Origin of the sequence: Maribellus luteus, from assembly GCF_003576475.1 — a bacterium.
GTDB lineage: Bacteria > Bacteroidota > Bacteroidia > Bacteroidales > Prolixibacteraceae > Draconibacterium > Draconibacterium luteum.
The window spans coordinates 151500-169916 of sequence record NZ_QWGR01000008.1 but is presented as its reverse complement, the minus strand read 5'-3'; the positions used below and the strand labels follow the sequence as shown (position 1 = coordinate 169916).

Annotated in this window: 16 protein-coding genes and 1 pseudogene; all 17 read right to left on the bottom strand. The window is 37.7% G+C overall.

Going from position 1 to position 18417, the window contains the following annotated elements; translation table 11 throughout:
- Positions 1 to 2: 2 nt before the first annotated feature.
- Positions 3 to 2345: a TonB-dependent receptor gene (locus D1614_RS15105; RefSeq protein ID WP_119438792.1), complete on the bottom strand. Its 2343-nt coding sequence runs from the start codon at positions 2343 to 2345 to the stop codon at positions 3 to 5.
- Positions 2346 to 2350: 5 nt separating this feature from the next.
- Positions 2351 to 2725 carry a DUF4260 domain-containing protein gene (locus D1614_RS15100; protein WP_119438791.1) on the bottom strand — a complete coding sequence of 125 codons (375 nt, stop codon included), beginning with the start codon at positions 2723 to 2725 and terminating at the stop codon, positions 2351 to 2353.
- 159 nt (positions 2726 to 2884) lie between these two features.
- Positions 2885 to 3814, bottom strand: coding sequence for an NAD(P)-dependent alcohol dehydrogenase (locus D1614_RS15095; protein WP_206610040.1), 930 nt, complete (start codon positions 3812 to 3814; stop codon positions 2885 to 2887).
- Positions 3815 to 4079: 265 nt separating this feature from the next.
- The gene (locus tag D1614_RS15090) at positions 4080 to 5285 is read right to left on the bottom strand and encodes an alpha/beta hydrolase family protein (protein WP_206610039.1); all 1206 of its coding nucleotides are present in this window, start codon (positions 5283 to 5285) and stop codon (positions 4080 to 4082) included.
- A 34-nt stretch (positions 5286 to 5319) separates the two neighbouring features.
- A complete protein-coding gene (locus D1614_RS15085; RefSeq protein WP_119438790.1) occupies positions 5320 to 8490 on the bottom strand; it encodes a M1 family aminopeptidase in 3171 nt (1056 codons plus the stop codon).
- 2 nt (positions 8491 to 8492) lie between these two features.
- Positions 8493 to 9365 carry an ABC transporter ATP-binding protein gene (locus D1614_RS15080; RefSeq protein WP_119438789.1) on the bottom strand — a complete coding sequence of 291 codons (873 nt, stop codon included), beginning with the start codon at positions 9363 to 9365 and terminating at the stop codon, positions 8493 to 8495.
- A 336-nt stretch (positions 9366 to 9701) separates the two neighbouring features.
- Positions 9702 to 9885, bottom strand: a pseudogene (locus D1614_RS27835) (DapH/DapD/GlmU-related protein); the annotation flags it as partial.
- 31 nt (positions 9886 to 9916) lie between these two features.
- Positions 9917 to 10285, bottom strand: a complete 369-nt coding sequence (locus tag D1614_RS15070; RefSeq protein WP_119438787.1) for a hypothetical protein — start codon at positions 10283 to 10285, stop codon at positions 9917 to 9919.
- A gap of 143 nt (positions 10286 to 10428) precedes the next feature.
- Positions 10429 to 11322, bottom strand: coding sequence for a helix-turn-helix domain-containing protein (locus tag D1614_RS15065; RefSeq protein WP_119438830.1), 894 nt, complete (start codon positions 11320 to 11322; stop codon positions 10429 to 10431).
- Positions 11323 to 11332: 10 nt separating this feature from the next.
- The gene (locus D1614_RS15060; RefSeq protein WP_119438786.1) at positions 11333 to 11755 is read right to left on the bottom strand and encodes a nuclear transport factor 2 family protein; all 423 of its coding nucleotides are present in this window, start codon (positions 11753 to 11755) and stop codon (positions 11333 to 11335) included.
- Positions 11756 to 11819: 64 nt separating this feature from the next.
- Entirely contained in the window at positions 11820 to 12365 is a 546-nt protein-coding gene (locus D1614_RS15055; RefSeq protein WP_119438829.1) for a carboxymuconolactone decarboxylase family protein, read from the bottom strand.
- Positions 12366 to 12489: 124 nt separating this feature from the next.
- Complete coding sequence (locus D1614_RS15050) at positions 12490 to 14274, bottom strand: tetratricopeptide repeat protein (protein ID WP_206610038.1); 1785 nt, start codon at positions 14272 to 14274, stop codon at positions 12490 to 12492.
- 42 nt (positions 14275 to 14316) lie between these two features.
- Positions 14317 to 15492, bottom strand: coding sequence for a helix-turn-helix domain-containing protein (locus tag D1614_RS15045; protein ID WP_119438784.1), 1176 nt, complete (start codon positions 15490 to 15492; stop codon positions 14317 to 14319).
- Positions 15493 to 15696: 204 nt separating this feature from the next.
- Positions 15697 to 15885: a tautomerase family protein gene (locus tag D1614_RS15040; protein ID WP_147384241.1), complete on the bottom strand. Its 189-nt coding sequence runs from the start codon at positions 15883 to 15885 to the stop codon at positions 15697 to 15699.
- A gap of 55 nt (positions 15886 to 15940) precedes the next feature.
- Positions 15941 to 16594, bottom strand: coding sequence for an NAD(P)H-dependent oxidoreductase (locus D1614_RS15035; protein WP_119438782.1), 654 nt, complete (start codon positions 16592 to 16594; stop codon positions 15941 to 15943).
- Between the two features lie 5 nt (positions 16595 to 16599).
- On the bottom strand, positions 16600 to 17328 hold the full coding sequence (locus tag D1614_RS15030; protein ID WP_119438781.1) for a GNAT family N-acetyltransferase: 729 nt from the start codon (positions 17326 to 17328) through the stop codon (positions 16600 to 16602).
- 110 nt (positions 17329 to 17438) lie between these two features.
- Positions 17439 to 18407, bottom strand: coding sequence for an alpha/beta fold hydrolase (locus tag D1614_RS15025; RefSeq protein WP_119438780.1), 969 nt, complete (start codon positions 18405 to 18407; stop codon positions 17439 to 17441).
- Between the last annotated feature and the right edge of the window lie 10 nt (positions 18408 to 18417).

Sequence of the window (18417 nt, the reverse complement as noted above, 5' to 3'; positions counted from 1 at the left end):
CTTTAAAATTTAAAATTGTAGGTAACAGATGGAATCATTTGAAACAGAGCTAAACGTTCTGCTTCCGTTTGTGTTGGATTGTTTTCATTTTCCTGGAAAGTGATCGAAAAAGCATTTTTTCTGCCGTAAGCGTTGTAAAGCGAGAAACTCCAGCTTGATTCAAAACGCTTTTTCTTTTTCGGCATGTAAGTGGCTCCCAAATCCAGGCGATGATAATCGGGCATGCGGGAAGCGTTACGCGAGGTATAAACCGGCACGGTAAATTTGTTAACCGAATATTTTCCATTTGGGAACGTCACTGCATTTCCGGTATTAAAAACCCAGTTGGCTGACAGGTTCCATTTTTGATTTAACTGGTACATCCCCACTACCGAAATATCGTGCGTACGATCCTGCCTGGCAGGAAACCATCTGCCATTTTCAATTTCGTCCATCGACCTCTCGGTCCTGGAAAGCGTATAGCCAAACCAGCCGGTTAATTTGCCGGTTCTTTTTTTTACATAAAGTTCGAGGCCGTAAGCTCTTCCTTTGCCAAAAACCAATTGAGATTCAACATCCTGGTTTAACAGAATTTCTGCCCCATTCTGATAATCGATCTGGTTGTAAAGATCTTTGTGGTATACCTCAACCGAGGTTTCAAACATATTGTTTTTAAAGTTTCGAAAATAGCCGGCCGCAATTTGATCGGCAACCTGGGGTTTCACATTCCTGCTGCTTGGTATCCAAACATCGGTTGGTAGCGATGCCGACGAGTTTGAGAGCAGATGAATGTATTGGGCATTTCTGGCATACGAAAGTTTCAGCGAACTATTCCTGTTAAAAATGACATTGAAGGTTATCCTGGGCTCGATCTCCTTATATTTCTGAATAACATCGCCATTGGCAAAAACTTCGCTGTCCACTCTTTCATCTTGCTCGTTATAGGTATACACGGTGTCGGGGCCAACTGCCATAAAACCCGAATAGCGCAATCCGTAATTTACACTAAAATGATCGGAAATATTCCAGTTGTGTGAGAGGTAAACAGCTCCTTCAAACGATTGTTTTTCTCCCATAAACACTGAATTGAACACGTCATTATTTTCGGCATTGATTTCTCCCGGACTGTAGGTGTGGTAAATCGTATTAAACCCAAATTTCAATGTATGTTTGGCATTAATATAGTATTGCAGATCTTCTTTCCAGTTTATATCGCGGATACCGGAATTAATGTAAATCATATTATCCGAAAAGTTGTATCCAAATCCGTAATCGTAGTTGCTGTAAATCAATGAACTATTCAGGAATAACTGATTGTTAAAGATGTGATTCCAGCGGAACGTTGCTGTTTTATTTCCCCATTTCAGCGCAAATAAATCATCGATATTAAATACATCGCGTCCCCAATATCCCGACAAATAAATCCTGTTATTATCATTGATCTTGTAGTTTGCTTTGGCATTCAGGTCGTAGAAATAAAGGTCGGTTTCCTTTTGTGATTTGTCGTTCGGAAAAATCAGAAACATATCGGCATAACTTCGCCGCCCTGAAATAATAAACGAGCCTTTATCTTTTACAATTGGCGATTCAATAGTTAACCGCGAAGCTAAGAGCCCGAGGCCGCCCGATGCACTGAATTTTTTGGCGTTGCCCTCGTTCATCTGGATATCGAGAATGGATGACAAGCGGCCACCATAAACAGCAGGAGCATTGCCTTTGTACAGTTTCATGTCTTTAATGGCGTCGGAATTAAATACCGAGAAGAATCCCATTAGATGAGAGGCGCTGTAAATGGGTGCTTCATCAAGAATAATCAGGTTTTGGTCTACACCACCACCGCGCACATAAAATCCTGTAGTACCTTCTGTTCCGGAACTCACGCCGGGCAACAATTGAATGGTTTTCAGAATATCCTGTTCGCCTAATATCACCGGAATCATTCTCGTTTCCCTGGGCGATAATTTTATAACACCCATTTCTGCCGTTCTGATGTTTTTATCTTCGGCTTCGTTGCGGACAATAATTTCCTCTACTTCAGCAGATGACGGCAGTAGTTCGACATCTTTACTGTTGTTCCTGGTTAAACTAAGTGGAAGTTGGTTATGCCTGTAACCGATGTACGAATATCGAATGGTGTAATTTCCTTTCGGAATTGTTAATGAGTAGAAACCATAGGCATTAGTTGCCGTTCCGGTTTTAAGTTCTTCTACATAAATGGTTGAACCGATCAGGCCTTCGCCGGTTTCGGCACTTCGCACATATCCGCTAATGGTAACCGTTTCGTCGGCTAAAACCGACGATACAGTTACAAAAACCATCAGCAGTGTAAGTGCGATTTTGTTTCTCGTTTTCGAATTGTTTTTCATCTTGTTTAATTGTTTCTGTTTTCATTGTTTTTGTTCCCAATGGCTCCGAGGTGCGTAAAATTGAATCCTTCCGAATATTTTAAGCCGTAACCAAATAACCTGTCGAACGAGCTGTGTCCGAATAAAATGGCTCCTGCAAAAGCCAGTTCTTTTATTGAAATAGCAAATCCGATAATCCCGATAAACACTGCCAAAAATTTGTAATGAAAGATGTTGTATATAGCGGCGCCAATTTTCTTTCCCAGCAAGTAGCCAAACATGCTGATATCCGGAGTAAATAAGAAGAGTATAAATAGCCACCATTCGTATCCCAGAAGTAAACTCACATAGAATGAAAGGAATAGCATGCTTATCTCTTCTATTTTTAGAAAAATCATCATCGTTTTGATTTTGAATAAATTAGAATCAAAATTACATTGCAGAGATATGGCATTCGACGTATTTGGAGAAGTCGGACGTTCGGATTTCGAAAGTCAGACCATCCTTTCTTCAATCGCTAAATGAATCGGGTTGAAAATAAATTTTGCAGCACGTTTGGGCTATGTGTTTTTTGGATCAACAATAATTACAACATTGCCTTTTTTATGCCCTGAAGCTACATAGCGGTGTGCTTCACTAACTTTCTCAAGCGGGTACTGTCGATCGATAACTGTTTTTAAATGCCCCTCGGTGAAAAAGTTTGACAGCTGAGAAATTAAATTGCGAAGTTCACTGTCAGAAAGCAATCCTGTTGCTCCAAACATGGCTTTCTTTTTACTGAAAACTGCGGTCCAAAACATTTGCATTAGCAAAGAGAATTTTAGTACCGGCGACACATATTTTCCTGAATCAGTAAGAATGTTTTTGCTTTTTGAGTATGAACTTTTTCCAACGGTATCAAAAACAAGGTCGTATTTAATTTTGCCGGTAGTAAAATCTTCGCGGGTGTAGTCAATAACATGATCGGCCCCCAGCGATTTTACCAAACCTACATTTCGCGAGCTGCAAACCCCGGTTACTTCGGCGCCAAAATTACGGGCAAGCTGAACGGCTGCCGTACCAAGACTTCCGGATGCTCCATTGATCAATACTTTTTGTCCGGGTTTTATTTTGGCAATCTCTTTCAGAAAGTTTAACGAAGTTACATGCCCATCGCCATAAGTGGCGGCTTCGGTGTAGGTCATATTATCAGGCATAGGCAGGATAACTCCGTCTTCTGGCACCGCAACAAATTCGGCATTGGCACTCATTCTCAAGGTGGTTTCACCAAATACCCGGGTGCCGAGAATGAATTTTTTAACTTTTAAGCCGGTTTCTGCAATATAGCCGGCAAAGCCGGTTCCGGGAATGGCATGTTTGGGCTTAAACAACCCGGTCATTAAACGTCCGAAATAGGGTTTCCCGGTACGCATCATTCCATCGGCAGTTGTTGAGGTAGTGGCCACAACTTTTACTAAAACTTCATTTGCTTTTATTTGTGGTTTTGGCACGGTTTGTAATTTTAGAACGTCCGGACCTCCATAAGCTGTTGCTACAATTGCTTACATTGTTTTTTTCATGACATCTATTTTTAGTATTTGAAATTCTTTTCTTTGATTTTCAACGAAATCATGAAACAAAGGTAGAGCAGTCAGATGCACGAGTCGTTCGGGAAAACTTTGCAGAAGTTCGGAATTATAATTAGGGGCTAAATAGCAATAAAAAACCTCCACTATGGGAGGTTAAGAAATATTAATCCAACATAATGGAAGCTACTTATTCAGTTCGTAGGATCCATTGTGATATCTCCACTAAAAAATCATCCACAAATTTCTTTTCACGCGTTGCATATTCTTCTCTGTTGCCGGTTTCTGCTTCTTGGAATAAATGATTGGCCTTATCAAAAGTTAATAGCTGATAATCTGTTCCTGATTTGAGCAGTGCATTTTCCATTCGGTCTTTGTTTTGATCGATGGTAACCTGTTTATCTAAACCGCCAAACAAGCTCAATACCGGTACTTCCAATTTTTCAAAATCTTTTGCCGGGTCATAGTAAAGAAAGGATGTAAGTGATGGCAAAGCATAAATTATTTCGAATTCATTCGTCTGGGCGGTAGCCTCCTTTTCTATTTTTAGGGTGTCCGCAACTTGTTCTGTCGATGACAACTCATACAAAATGGCCTTTGTACTTTCCCGGAATTCATGAAGAACTTCTTTTATATTTCTATTGTCCTCAATAGCCCTCATTAATTTGTTATGTGCCGATACATTGGCTTCAATAATCGACTTCGGGATATTCGTCTGTCTATATTCCTGCCTTACCTGATAAAGCACAACGTCAACAAGCGGAACTGCCGTTGCACCCATTAGTATTACTTTTTTCACCGCCTCATTTCCAACTGCAACTTTGGCAGCAAGAATTCCACCCTGGCTATGGCCAAACAAGGTGAATTCATTGAATTGATGTTCTTCTGCTGACTTAAAATAATCCATTATACTTTCCAGATCGGCCACATGATCTTCCAGGGTGCTATTAACAAAATTTCCGGTGCTTGTGCCAACACCTCTGTCATCATAACGAAAAGAGGCAATTCCTTTTGAGGCCAGATGATCAGCTATAATTTTAAAAACTCTAAAACCATCCAGTGTTTCATCTCTGTCCTGATCTCCACTCCCCGAACTCATTATAACCAAAGACGATGTTTCAAGTTTGTTCGGAATCGTTAAGGTTCCGCCAAGCTGTGTTTCACCTGTATTTATTACCAAGTCGATATCTTCCCATTTGTCATCAAGCAAACCAGCTTTTGTTTCTGGCTTTCCTGCTGCAATTAAGATCTGGTTATTGTCATCCTGTTTTTCAATACGAAGTTTCTGTTGTATATTTTTTCCATCAGCAAAGCATGAGAATGCTATGGTCAATATTCCTGTAATCATAAACAATTTCGTCATTCTTTTCATAATGAGATAATTATAGTTCTTCATCTGGTTATAATTTTTTCCCAATAGGCATATTGATTTACTCTGTTTTGAACAGGCTATCAACCTTGGTTTTCATTTTTTCGTTTGGTAAGACTGCATAAAACTCGGCAAGTAAATCCAAAGAGGTTGGTTTCTTTGGATATGAATTATTCTTCAAAAAATTCCGGAGGGCAAGGTTTACTTTATCCTCTCCAATTAACTCACTTAATTCAACCATAATCATAGCTCCTTTTGAATATGATATATGTATATTCTCGTGGGTAACTTTGTAAAGAGGCTGGTCACCATCTAATCCTTTCCGGGTTTCATAAATTAGCTGATGGATTCCAACTCGCTCCATCATTTTATCCTTGCCATACATCTTTTTGTATAGCATCATTTCAGTATACATGGCCAATGTTTCAGTGAGCATTGCAGCTCCTTCTCTGGCATCCGGCTTTATTTGGTTATTTCCCCACCATAAGTGCGATAATTCATGTCCTGCCAGTTCATTAATCACATCCTGTTTTTTATCTGCAGTAATATTCGCATGGAAGAGTTTATTCTCGGTCATAAATACAGCAGAGGGATATGCCGTGGCTGCAAAACCTTTGGTAAAAGAAGATACTTCAACAAAATTGATACTTGTAAAAGGATATTTACCAAAATTCTCGCTGCAATAATCTAATGTAATTCTTGCGTTTGTGATAAGTTGATCAACATTTTCTGCATGATTTTCATCGTAAAAAATATTGATTTCAACGTCTTTATGACGGACCTTTTTATGCTGATAAGCTGCAGATGAAATCGCGAAACGGAAAGGAATATTTTTTGCACTGTACTCAAAATAATTCCTGTTATTTGCTGACCATTGTTTCTTTAAATCACCGGTACCTAATGCAGTTTGACCTTTTACTGTAGAAAGAGTCAAATTTAAATTGATAAAATCCCTATCAAATACTTCCGGGGCTTCCAATTTTTTTAATTCAGATGCTTCACCTAAATCATATTTTGCTCTTTGCTGATCATCGCCAACCTCCCTGTCTTCCTGATAACCTATTAAGGGAAAATATCTGCTTATTCTCACAAAAGATCCATTGCCTATAATTGCATTGACAGATTGGTGTCCGTTAACAGCAAACCATTTATACGATAAGATAAAGTTCAATTTCGCTTTTTCATTTGGCTGTAATGACTCGTTTAAATTGATTTCGGTTACAAATTCATTTATCGCAATGCTTTCATTCAAGCTGTTCAATACTGCAGATTCAATTTTTAAATCCGGGCTAAAGTTTATCAACACCTTTTGGATGGGAAATTTTGTTTGATTTTTCAAGACATATTCTCCCTCAACCTGATAGGCATTTCGAGACGGGAAAAGATGAACTTTCGCTACAACATCTGTAATGGTCGGTTGTGGTTTGTTTTTATATGCCCGGAAATTTTTTTCATAATGAACAGCTTCTAATATTGTGCTTTCCTTATCTTGAGGAACATATCCTTTCATAAAAAGCACTCCATTTAATACGCTCATAATAATCAATATAGATGCGGGAATAGATTTGCGTATGTTCCATTTTCCTGTTTTGGCATAATCATTTAAGAACCATAACAATCCAATAAAACCTAATCCGAACAACAGTCGTTGAGAGAAAGCAGAAAGATAGATTCCATAGCCATTAAAGTCGCTGAAAACACCTTTATATCCCGAAAATATCTGAAATAAAGGATATTTGATAATTGTTTTTGAAAAAGGACTAGCCAAAACAAAAACACTTACAACTGAAACTCCAAGGCTAATATACCGATTGCTGATATTATCATTTATCAGCAATAAAAAAGCTGAAAAAAGAATCAATGGGAAAGTATTGAAAACTACCACTCCCCAATAGGCATAACAATCAATCCTTGTGTATGAGTAGCTGAGTTGAAATATCAATCCTTCAAGAATTAATATCCCAGTCAGGAATATCAATAGAATACTAACTGAAAGAATGTGTCCTGCTAATTTGCTATTGGAGAAATAGGTGTTTTTTTCAATCAATAGAAAATTGGAGCCCTGACTTCTCCAATACAAATCGTTGACAAAATAAGCCAGTATCAGCAATCCTAATAAATGGAAGTTTGAGGAAACAGAGGTAGCCATTAATCCGGAACTAACATATTTTTCCGGTAATCGAATACCTTTATCTATTTCGGCAAACATTTCCATTCCTATATAAAACACAAGTAAGATGGAAACAGCAACAATGGTAATACTTTTAAACAAATAGCTTAAGTCGGTTTTCATGAACGACAATACGGATTTAAAACCTGCCAGAATTCCAAAGTCGGGTTTCTGAGTTTGGAAATTGTCTAACTTTCCGATTACTGCGGAAGACTCCAATTCATTTCCTTTATTTGCTCTTTTACCAGGTCGTATTGAAAACGAAAATAACCTGAACCCGATTGGTAAGAACAGTATCGATACCAGAAAAAAAGCAGTTCTGTTAATTAATAGCCATCCCGACAAAGGAACGATTAAGTTATTCTTCTGCTGAACGGAGAAAACCCCGGCTTCAAAGAAATAGGCGGACAAGCCAAACGGGTCTAATAACGCAGAGATCTGTTGTGCTTCTGCAGATTGGGGTGTACTGCCTGACATGAAAGGCGAATTGGAAAATACCAAAAGCACCATGTAAAGCACATAAAGCAACAAGCCTCCCACAACTACCAATAACTTTTTGCGGGTTGTATAGGTCAGAAAAAACAAAAAGCTACATACAAAAAAACTATTTAGCAATCCAAAAATCAGGAGAGGATACAGATAATGCCAAAGATTTAAGCCTGCCTGCATTTCATTTCCTCCCCTCAAAGTCTGACCAATCACAAATCCTAAAACCAGAAACAAAAAGCTGGAAAATGTTTTCAGATAGAAAAACCAGAATTTCCCACTCAAATAAGTCATTTTGGAGAATGGAAGTGAAAAAAATACAAGGTCGAACTTTGCATCCCATTCCTTAAAAAGGAATTGAGTTGAGTATAAAATCGCAAAAAATATAATGGATAAACTCAACATGCCCAACATAAAACCAATGGAGTAAGGTGAATTAAGGTAAATTCCTTCTCCGGCAGTAAGCGTAAACTTGTTGCCACCAAAAACACCTGACAATACTAAAATAATGGCAAAGAAGTAGGTGAGCCAACTCCTTGAGGTATTCACTAATTCGAATCTAACGATTGAATTCATAGCTATTTATTTTTAGTTAGCGCATAAAAATAAACGTGCTCCAACAATGGTTTTGTGGGAATAAAATCATTGGGTTGTTCTTCCGAAAATACGGTAATTTGCAATTCCCGTTCAATTAATTGCTGGCTGATAACCTGGCAATTTGTTTGGTAAAAATCCAGCTCATCCGCACTGATTGTCTTCGACCAAACTCTATTTTCCAGTTCAGCGATTAACGATTTGGGATTACCCGTGGTCAGAATTTCACCTTTATTAATGATTGTCATTTCCGAGCACAAATTTCGTACGTCTTCAACCAAATGTGTTGAAAGAATTACGATTACTTCTGTGCTGATGTCGTTTAGTAAAGCGTTGAAACGATTGCGTTCTGCCGGATCAAGCCCTGCCGTTGGCTCGTCCACAATAATAATTTTTGGATCTCCAAGTAATGCCTGAGCCACGCCAAAACGCTGCTTCATCCCACCCGAGAATGTATGAACTTCTTTGTTTCTAAAATCCCATAAATTCACTTTATTCAACAGATATTGAATTTGACTTTTGCGTTCGACACGGTCTTTGACTCCTTTTAACAGGGCAATATGATTTAAAAGATTGTAGGCACTAATTTTTGGATACACGCCAAAATCCTGCGGAAGAAATCCCAAGCTTTTTTTTATGTAACCAGGATTATTAATGATATCAATATCGTTGAATAATATACTACCGGATGATGGTTTCTGCAGGCCAACAATTGTTTTCATTAAAGATGACTTTCCGGCACCGTTTGGACCTAAGATACCAAACATTCCGTTACCAACTTTTAAGGAAATATCTTTAATTGCCTGGTGATTATTTTGATATGTAAGACTGAGATTTTTAATTTCTAAAGTATTCATAAAGCAGTATAATTTTCTGGCATGTCCATATCTTTTTATAACCACAAAAGTCTGGTAGTTGCTAGTAAAATTCGTTCGGGAAAAAATTTCCGAAGTTCTGAATTATAATTGCGAACCAAATGGCAATAAAAAAACCTCCGAAAGGGAGGTTCTAACAGGGGTGAGAAAGTATGGAAATGTTATTGTATAATTTATCTCATCCAATTGATGATGCTAGGAATTGTCATTTAAGTTGTAGTAATTTGTCAATGTCTGAATTTTGAATCGCGTCAAGGTTTTGTTCGATTTTTTGCACTTCCCAATTCCTCCATTTTAATTCAAGAAGCGTTTTTATATCCTTTTCAGTAAATCGTTTTTTAATTGCTTTGGCAGGATTCCCTCCTACAATTGAAGGCTCAACATCTTTCACAACCACCGAACGAGCCCCGATAATTGCACCGTCGCCGATAGTGACACCTGGCATTACAATGGCCTCCATCCCAATCCACACATCATTCCCGATAATGGTATCTCCTTTCTTCCCGGGAAACTTAAACATAGCTTCAATTTCGTCAGGCGTAGTTTCCGGTGTCATCATAAAAATACTTCTCATGCAAAATGGTATCCTTTCGGATAAAAATCAATGCTGTAGTTTGCGATTTTTCGGCCCACTCATCAAAAGTTTTAAAACCTGAGTTTACAACCCTGTCCTGAAACAAGGCTTCAACATAAGCCTCATCCAATTTTTTCTCGAACTGAAAAGTATCATCCGATCCTTTAATTACGCGGTTCTCGTATTTTTGGTAGTCATAAACATCGGCAACATTCTGACTAATTAGTCGATAAACATAGGTTGGAGAATATTTTACTGGTAATATGACCAGTGCTGCAAGTATTATTACAAGCGGAGAAAGAAGTATAATTTTTATAACTTTTTTCATAGCCGGTCTATTTGTCTGATAATCAAATCAACACAAATATAAACTCAAACTCCGGTAATTGTTCTGGATTCTAATACCGAGCTTAATTTGTTATACTATATAAACAGCCCCGATTTATTAGGCACTTTACATTATTAATTTTTCTATTTACTTAATACCGCAGAAGCCTTAGCAAAACCAACCGTTTCGCGGTAATATTGCGGAGATACATCGGCATTCTTTTTGAAAAACCGGCTAAAATAATATTCATCGTTATAACCTAAATCGTAAGCAATTTCTTTAACCGTTTTATTGGTGAGGTATAATTCTCTTTTGGCTTCAATAATTATCCGTTCAGCAATTAAGTTACTTAAGGTTTTGTTGAAATGAGTTTTGGTAATCCGGGTTAATGCTTTGGGTGTTATCGCTAAAAGATCGGCATACTCGCTGGCACTGTGTTTTGTCTTGTAGTGCATCTCAATAGCGTTTTTCAGGTTTCGTAAGATAAACGGTTCTTTCTCTTTAGCTGTTGCTTGTTTGGCCTTCGTTTGCTGCTCCGCTTTCAGTCTCGATGCTGTGATCAGGAATATCTTTAGGTACGAAATCAGCAACTCATACTGCGCCAATGCCGGATTTTGCATTTCGGCTTTAAACTGTTCGATCACCATTTCAAAATTTGTTGAAGCTTTTTTATCGATGTAAACAAATGGGGGATTGTAAATATTATTAAACAAAACGCCGTGGCATGCTACTTCTTTGTGGTGCTTGTGAATACAGAAAAAATCGGGATGAAAATTGATAACCCAGCCCCTGATTTCCCCTTTCAGATTAAGCATAAAAGGTTGGAAAGGTGAAAATGAAAGCAGAACGTTCTCCTGAAAACTATATTCCGAGAAATCAGCTTTTACATTACCCGTTCCACTTTCCAACCAAATCATTGAATAGTAATTCAATCGTTGAATATCATCAAACGGATTATTCTTTTCAAAACGAAACAGTTTGAAAGCCTGGTTGCCGTTTTGCGGATCGATAAGCGCGAAATCGTTGTTCTGTATCATAAGCATGAAGTTAGGTCAACTTTCTATCTTTTTCTTCAATCATTAAGTCGTTAATACTTGCGAAGCGTTTTTGCATCAATCCGTTTTCATCGAATTCCCAAAGCTCGTTTCCATAGGCACGGTACCACTGGCCGTTTGCATCCTGAAACTCATATTCAAATTTTACTGCAATACGGTTCTCTCTAAAACCCCAAAGCTCTTTCTTTAGTTTATAATTTTTTTCTTTTCCCCATTTGCCGGTTAAAAATTCAACTATTTCTTCCCGCCCATTTATAAACTGAGTCCGGTTTCTCCACTCAGAATTAATGGTATATGCTTGTGCAACTTTTACCGGGTCTTTGCTATTCCACGCATCTTCTGCTTTTTGTACTTTTTCAAGGGCAGTTTCCATTGTAAATGGCGGCAGCGGATATCTTTTTTCGTTGTTATTCATTTTGTATTAGTTTTAAGAAAGGAGAAAATCGATTACCTCTATTTCTCCTCTCCTGAGTTGTAAATTAAAGAACTGATGCAATGGGAAAATCTACCGGTATTTTGGTAAGATTATGGAGATAATTCATGGCGGTTTTATCGCTAATTTGAAGAATCAGATCTACCAGGTTTTCTTTGGTATAACCCTGTTCGAAAAAGTCTTCTACATTAGCGGCATTTGCATTCCCTCTGTTTTCGGTTAAATCTGCTGCCAATTTTACCAGGGCGTTTAGCTTAGCATTTTCGCTCTTTGCATGACGAATATCCAGTAGCTGCTCGTCGGTGAAGCCATTCATTTTACCCAATACAAGATGTGCACTCTGGCAATAAATGCATCCATTTACCTGGCTAACGATAAGATTTACGGCTTCTTTCTCTTTGTTCGATAATGATGTTTTGGCATTTTGATAATCCAAAAAGCGCTTTAAGCCATTATCCGAATAAGCAATTGTTGCATAAAGATTCGGGACAAAACCCAAAGCTTTCGTTAATGCATCAAAAATCTCCTGGTTGGTTGCAGATACTTCTTCTCGTGTTGGGACATTAAATGCTGTTTTTACTAAGTTTTCCATTTTTAACTGTTCTATGTTCTGTGTCATTATTGACAGTACAAAGATGCGGGGTAATCTACCGCTGTAAAATGGACAAACTTCGTTGGTGGATGGACAATTTTCTCCGTGGATTATTTTACTCCTATTATTTATGCATTCTGCTTAAGAACTCCTTGGGAGTCATTCCTGTTTCTTTTTTGAAATAGGTATTAAAAACGGTTTTTGAATTAAAGCCGCTTTCATAGGCCAATCCTATTAATGAAATGTGATTATTCTTTGGATCGAGTGCCAGTTCCTTGAAATACTCGATTCGGTAAAAGTTAATGAACTCATTAAAGTTCTTCCCTATCCGTTCATTTAATAGCCACGAAAGTTTGTTCGGATGAATTTCAACCTGGTCGGCCAACAACCGGAGTGAGAGGTTTGGAATTAAGAAGGGTTGTTCTTCTGCTACAAACTGCGTTAATTTATTACAATAAATCTCTACTGTTGCTGCATCCAGCAGGGGAGTTTTTTCTTTAGCGCTGTTTACTTCAACCTGATGATATTTATAAAGCCTGTTTTTATATTCAACGAAGCGAGGATCATCTTTTAGAGAATTGGCAAGCGGATCGGTATAATTTAACAAAAGTACCGATGATTTTAATTTGATCGTTTTTTTCAACAAATTAAACGCTTTATCAGTTTCCTTCAAATTTGCATAAGCCAGATACAAATAGGAATGTGCCTGAAATGATTTGGGATTCTGGGCAGCTTCGAATAACTGGTCAAAATATTCTTCAGGGTTTACAGCATCTTTTTTGAGGATGTAAGCCAGATTCAATATCCCTAAACGTTCATCATGCACCACAATTTCATTTGGCATATTTTCAAGAAAGGAAATGGTTTCGTTGTATCGCCCCAGTTTTAAAAGACAATAACTACGAACAATGTATGCCGGAATATTTTGCGGATTATTTTTCAGTGCTTCATCGAATAATGATAAGGCTTCTGAGAAATTCTCAGTGCGGTACTGATAATACGCACGGTAAAATAAGGTTTCCTGCGAAAGCGGATCAATACTGTGTGCCACATCCAAATGTTCTTTGGCTTTTGCTGTTTCACCCGATATTAAATACAACAACGAAATAAATTGTTGTGCCTCGGGATAGTTGGGTTTTAATTCAACTGATTTTAATACGTGTTTAAGCGCTTGGTGGAAATTGGCGTCGTAAAAAAAGGAATAATTAGCCAGCAAATAATGTACACCTGCATTGTCCGGATTTAAAGCAAATGCTTTATCCATGTATTCCCACGACTTTTGCCAGGCTTCTTCTTTGGGCATCAACTCGGTAACTGCAAAAAAGCTATAAGCATCTGCAAGACCAACATACGCATCGGTATGTTTCGAATCAAATGCAATGGCTTTTTCATATAATTCAATCGCTTTATTCGCATCCTCCGGATTCCATTTGTTAAAATGAAAACGGGCTTTCAGAAAATACTCATAAGCATGCAAATTGTCTGTTTTCTTTTCCACCAAATGATCCTGAATCTCGAAGTGCCCATATTGTTCGCGTAGCTTGTCAGCAATTAACAAACTAATCTCATCCTGGATTTCAAAAATGTTTTCCAGTTTGCGGTCCCACGATTCCGACCAAAAATGAAAGTCTTCTTCTGCATGAATCAGCTGTGCCGTAATTCGAATGGTTTTGGCTGCCAGCCTGACGCTTCCTTCCAAAATAGTTGCCACATTCAGCTCCCTGGCAATTTGCCCGATTGTGATGTTTTTGTTTTTGAAGAAGAACGAAGAAGTTCGGGAGGTGACTTTTAATTGTGAAATACCGGCAAGTGCATTAATGATTTCTTCGGTAATTCCATCGCTGAAATATTCCATTTCTTCGTTCGCACTCATGTTTACAAACGGAAGTACGGCTATTGTTTTTTCCATCGATGGAGATTTTAGCATCGGTTCCTACTTCAAAAATACTTGTTACACTTCTTGTTCTACCAATTGTCGCTTCCGGTATTCGCTGGGTGTTATACCTGCAAACTTTTTAAATGCGGTGTTAAACGACGATTTTGAATTAAATCCACAATCCATGGCAATCCCAAGTAATGAAAAAGAATCAGATGCAGGATCTTCAATGCGCAACTTGATTTCTTCAACGCGATGACGATTTACGAAATCGAAAAAAGATTCATTGTAAAGTCTGCTGATCAATTCAGATAGCTGGTAAGCCTGGATGTTTATGCGTCTACTCAATTCAGCTAAAGACAGCTCATTTTCGATAAAAACCTTTTCTTTCTCAATGGCTGTTTCAAGCCTGGTTTTATAATCCTCCAATTGTTCCTGATTTAGGACAAAAACGCTGCGTCCTTTGGTTTTACTTTCTTCCAGGAGAGGATTGTCACTAATATCTTCTGTATTATCAACCAGCTTTGACGATACCATTGTCCGAATATCTTTTTTATTCCAGGTAGAATAAGCCAGTGCAAAAATAGTGATGCCGATAACCAACCCAATAATATTATTTGATAAGCTAAAACTGTAGGAAAACAAATACCCAAAAACAAATGAAATGCAGGCTACAACAAGTGCAAATAAAAAGAAATAGAGAATATTTTTTGCCTGGTTCAATGAAATCTTTTCGATATCAGAAAAATTGTCCTTAATCTTTTTTTGGTATTTTTTTACTGTAAGAAGACTAAAAACAATGTAAACAGAAATATGAACGACGCGCAACAACTGCATCAGCAGTCCTTTTAGTGGCACATGATCGTTAAGGAAAATATATTCGGCCCATTCAATTTTTTCCTCCCCACTCTTCATATATAAGGGAATAAACGAAATTATGTAAATAAGAAATGGCAGGCCGTGCAATAAGTAATTACGTGGTAAACGGTTTTGAGTGAGCGCAAAAATATAGATAAAAAGCAGTGGCCCGTAAAGTAAAAATAGCGGATCGGCAACATTGGTGAAATGTGGGAAGCTTTTGTAAAAACCTGACATTCCATAAATACCCCCTAAAAGACTTAACGAAAGTACAAAAGTAAGCAACCCCAAAACAACCGATTTAGTATCTTTTAGCCGGTTATGTGCAATTATATACGTTAAAAACAGGCCTTGAATGGCCGCTGCAAAATTTAATAATACCAAAAATTGCATTTAATAAATTAGTTTACTGATTGTGATGTAGTTAAAACAGTATACCTTTTATAAATGTTTAGAATTTCCTTGTCCAATTTGACTGAAATAAAAAAGACTGCCGAAAATAGCAGTCTTTAATCTGTGTGTAATCGCGTGGTGTCTAATTTCTAATCTTTCACACTTAATGGTATGTTGGTGTTTGCTGGAAATATTTTTTTCAATTCAACAATAATTATTTCTGACAAATTTCTTTTTTGTTCCTTGGGCTTCTTTCCATGATGTCCCAAACATGTGGATGAAATCATCTGTAGTATTTCCAACAATATAATCTTGAAAAGGATGAATATGAACTTTAATTTCTTCTTTCTTAAATGGTTTGGTTGAAGCAGTAGCATCACAAGCTTTGTTCATAATCCTTTAGGGCTGTTCCAGCTCTATTCTGTTTTCTGAGCAATCAATTAAAAAATTAAAGAGGAAGAAATACCGTTTGTTTGATTTCTTCAAATAACTCATCCATCGACTTTCTGACTTTTGGGATATAACGTGAATTGTCGCCCGGAATTCGGTATCCGATGGTAGCAATCACGCAAGCGTTGAGCCCTTTTTCTTCCAGTCCCAGAATTTTATTGTATTCATCAGCTTCAAAACCTTCCATAGGGCAGGCATCAATTTTTAGTTCAGCACAAGCCATTAAAAGCGTACTTAGCGCCAGGTAAGGCTGTCGCTCCAACCAGTTGCGTTGTTGTGCTTTTGTCTTCTCGTTCAGTTTCGATTCAATAAAATCGCCATACCCTTTTAAATCGTTATAATCAATATCTCTGGTTTCGGCTGTTAACCGAATAAATGCATCAATATCCTCCTTTTTAACTTCGCTGTAATTACAAAATACAAACAGATGTGATGCGTCCGTAATCTGGTTTTGATCCCATGAAACTGGCTTCAATTCTTTTCGAATTTCCTGATCTTCGATAATTAGCATTTTGTAGAGTTGAAGTCCGTATGAGGATACTGACAGTTGAATAGCGCGTTTTAGTTTTTCCATTTCAGTGGGATTGACTTTCTTCTCCGGATCAAATTTCTTTGTGGCGTAACGCCATTCCATGTTCTTTATTAATTCCATAACTTTTAAACTTTAAGTTGATAATTTTTCATTGTAAATTCTTCTGTAAATCCGTATTTGCGGTAAAGTGGTTTACCGGTTTTTGAGGCCTGTAAAACAGCATAACTAAATCCCAGGTATTTCGAGTTCGTGAGGATTTTTCTTAGAATTTCTTCTGCAAATCCCCTTCTCCTCATTTCCGGGATAATACCCATGGCATGAATTCCAATGATTTGTGAATTGTTGTGGTATAAAAGGCAGACTCCAACCGGAGAATTATTGCAGTAACAAACAAAATAATTCACTTCTGCAGAACTTTGAACTATCACCTTTTGACTGATTTTATATCCAAATGAATGAATGAGTAATTCGGACCAGAGAGTAGCCTGCTGTTGTGTGGAAACTTTCCGAAGTTCAATGCCCGGATCGGATTCATATTCAGAAGTTAGTTTCACTGACATTCCTGTTTGTTCTGATATTTGAGCAAAATTGTATTGAACAAACAGCTCGTCACTGAAATCTGAATTGTGCCACGATGAAACTTTCATTGGCACTTTTGATCGTAAGAGAATCTCTCTCGCTCTTTCTATTATCGACACGTTGAAACTTCCTGTAAACCACAACCTGTTCGGCCATTCGGAATTAGTAATTGTGCAATATTCAATATTCTTCTCTGAATGAAACGTGGCTGTTCTCATCCCGACAGTAGTCCACAACTGTGTTATGTTGTCGATATTTGCGTTTATTAAATTCATTGTTGAAATCCAAATTCTATTTTGCTGTAATCTTTTCGGGGATTGCAATTGGTCGCATTAAAGATCCACTTCCTCCTCTTAATTTTAGTACGCTGCCGTAATACAAACATCTATTTTTGGGTATTCTCTTGCTCCAACCATTTTAAAATAGCATGGTTTGTTTCCTCTGGCCTCTCTTGTTGAATCCAATGGCCGCAATCCAGGCTAACCACATCAAGATTTGGTGCGAAATTTTTTAGGCTTTGAGACTTGGGGATTATATCTCGTTCGCCATATATCATCAATGTCGGCTGTAGAATCATTGGCTTCACATCTGCCATAAAATGCCAATTGCGGTCAAGGTTTCTATACCAATTTATACTTCCTGTAAAACCTGATGATTCGAAAGCAGAAACGAAAACAGACAGTTCGTTATCCGTCATTATCGGCTCACCAAGTGGTTTAGCTGCTCTGGCTAGATTTATCATTAACATTCCAGACTCTGGCGGTGCAGGAGGTATATTCTTGCGAAACAGATTACGAAGAAACTGAGAAGTATATTTTTCAAATATATTATCTGCTACTCCCGGTTTTCTGTTAAAGTGTACAAAATAAAAGTCCTCACCAAATACCTCTTCCATAAACTCAATCCAAGGTTTTTTCCCTCGCTCTTGATAAGGTAAAGCCAAATTTATTATTTTGTTTACCCGCGTAGGGTGTAATAGCGCAAGATTCCAAACTACATTTGCTCCCCAATCATGACCAACGAAAGTTGCGTCATGATACCCATAATAATTGAGTAATGCCACAAGGTCACCTGTTAAATGTTCTATGTCATAATATGTTACTTCGATCGGTTTAGATGAGTTCCCATACCCTCTTTGGTTTGGAACAATAACATGATAACCGGCTGCGACTAGAGCAGGGATTTGATACCTCCATGAAAATGCATGCTCTGGAAAACCATGACAGAGTATTATCGGTTTACCCACATTTTGCATACCTGCTTCAAATACTTCGAGCTCTACACCATTGACTGAAATTATGATGGGCTCTGGAAATTCGATTGAATTAAGACTTATGTTAGCTACATTTGTCATGCTTTTTGTT

Excerpts from the sequence above, each read along its gene's own strand:
- D1614_RS15050 (WP_206610038.1), bottom strand. The coding sequence starts at position 14,274 with ATGGAAAAAACAATAGCCGTACTTCCGTTTGTAAACATGAGTGCGAAC.
- D1614_RS15040 (WP_147384241.1), bottom strand. The coding sequence starts at position 15,885 with ATGAACAAAGCTTGTGATGCTACTGCTTCAACCAAACCATTTAAGAAA.
- D1614_RS15100 (WP_119438791.1), bottom strand. The coding sequence starts at position 2,725 with ATGATGATTTTTCTAAAAATAGAAGAGATAAGCATGCTATTCCTTTCA.
- D1614_RS15055 (WP_119438829.1), bottom strand. The coding sequence starts at position 12,365 with ATGGAAAACTTAGTAAAAACAGCATTTAATGTCCCAACACGAGAAGAA.
- D1614_RS15060 (WP_119438786.1), bottom strand. The coding sequence starts at position 11,755 with ATGAATAACAACGAAAAAAGATATCCGCTGCCGCCATTTACAATGGAA.
- D1614_RS15030 (WP_119438781.1), bottom strand. The coding sequence starts at position 17,328 with ATGAATTTAATAAACGCAAATATCGACAACATAACACAGTTGTGGACT.
- D1614_RS15080 (WP_119438789.1), bottom strand. The coding sequence starts at position 9,365 with ATGAATACTTTAGAAATTAAAAATCTCAGTCTTACATATCAAAATAAT.
- D1614_RS15025 (WP_119438780.1), bottom strand. The coding sequence starts at position 18,407 with ATGACAAATGTAGCTAACATAAGTCTTAATTCAATCGAATTTCCAGAG.
- D1614_RS15045 (WP_119438784.1), bottom strand. The coding sequence starts at position 15,492 with ATGCAATTTTTGGTATTATTAAATTTTGCAGCGGCCATTCAAGGCCTG.
- D1614_RS15105 (WP_119438792.1), bottom strand. The coding sequence starts at position 2,345 with ATGAAAAACAATTCGAAAACGAGAAACAAAATCGCACTTACACTGCTG.
- D1614_RS15090 (WP_206610039.1), bottom strand. The coding sequence starts at position 5,285 with ATGAAGAACTATAATTATCTCATTATGAAAAGAATGACGAAATTGTTT.
- D1614_RS15085 (WP_119438790.1), bottom strand. The coding sequence starts at position 8,490 with ATGAATTCAATCGTTAGATTCGAATTAGTGAATACCTCAAGGAGTTGG.
- D1614_RS15070 (WP_119438787.1), bottom strand. The coding sequence starts at position 10,285 with ATGAAAAAAGTTATAAAAATTATACTTCTTTCTCCGCTTGTAATAATA.
- D1614_RS15065 (WP_119438830.1), bottom strand. The coding sequence starts at position 11,322 with ATGATACAGAACAACGATTTCGCGCTTATCGATCCGCAAAACGGCAAC.
- D1614_RS15035 (WP_119438782.1), bottom strand. The coding sequence starts at position 16,594 with ATGGAATTAATAAAGAACATGGAATGGCGTTACGCCACAAAGAAATTT.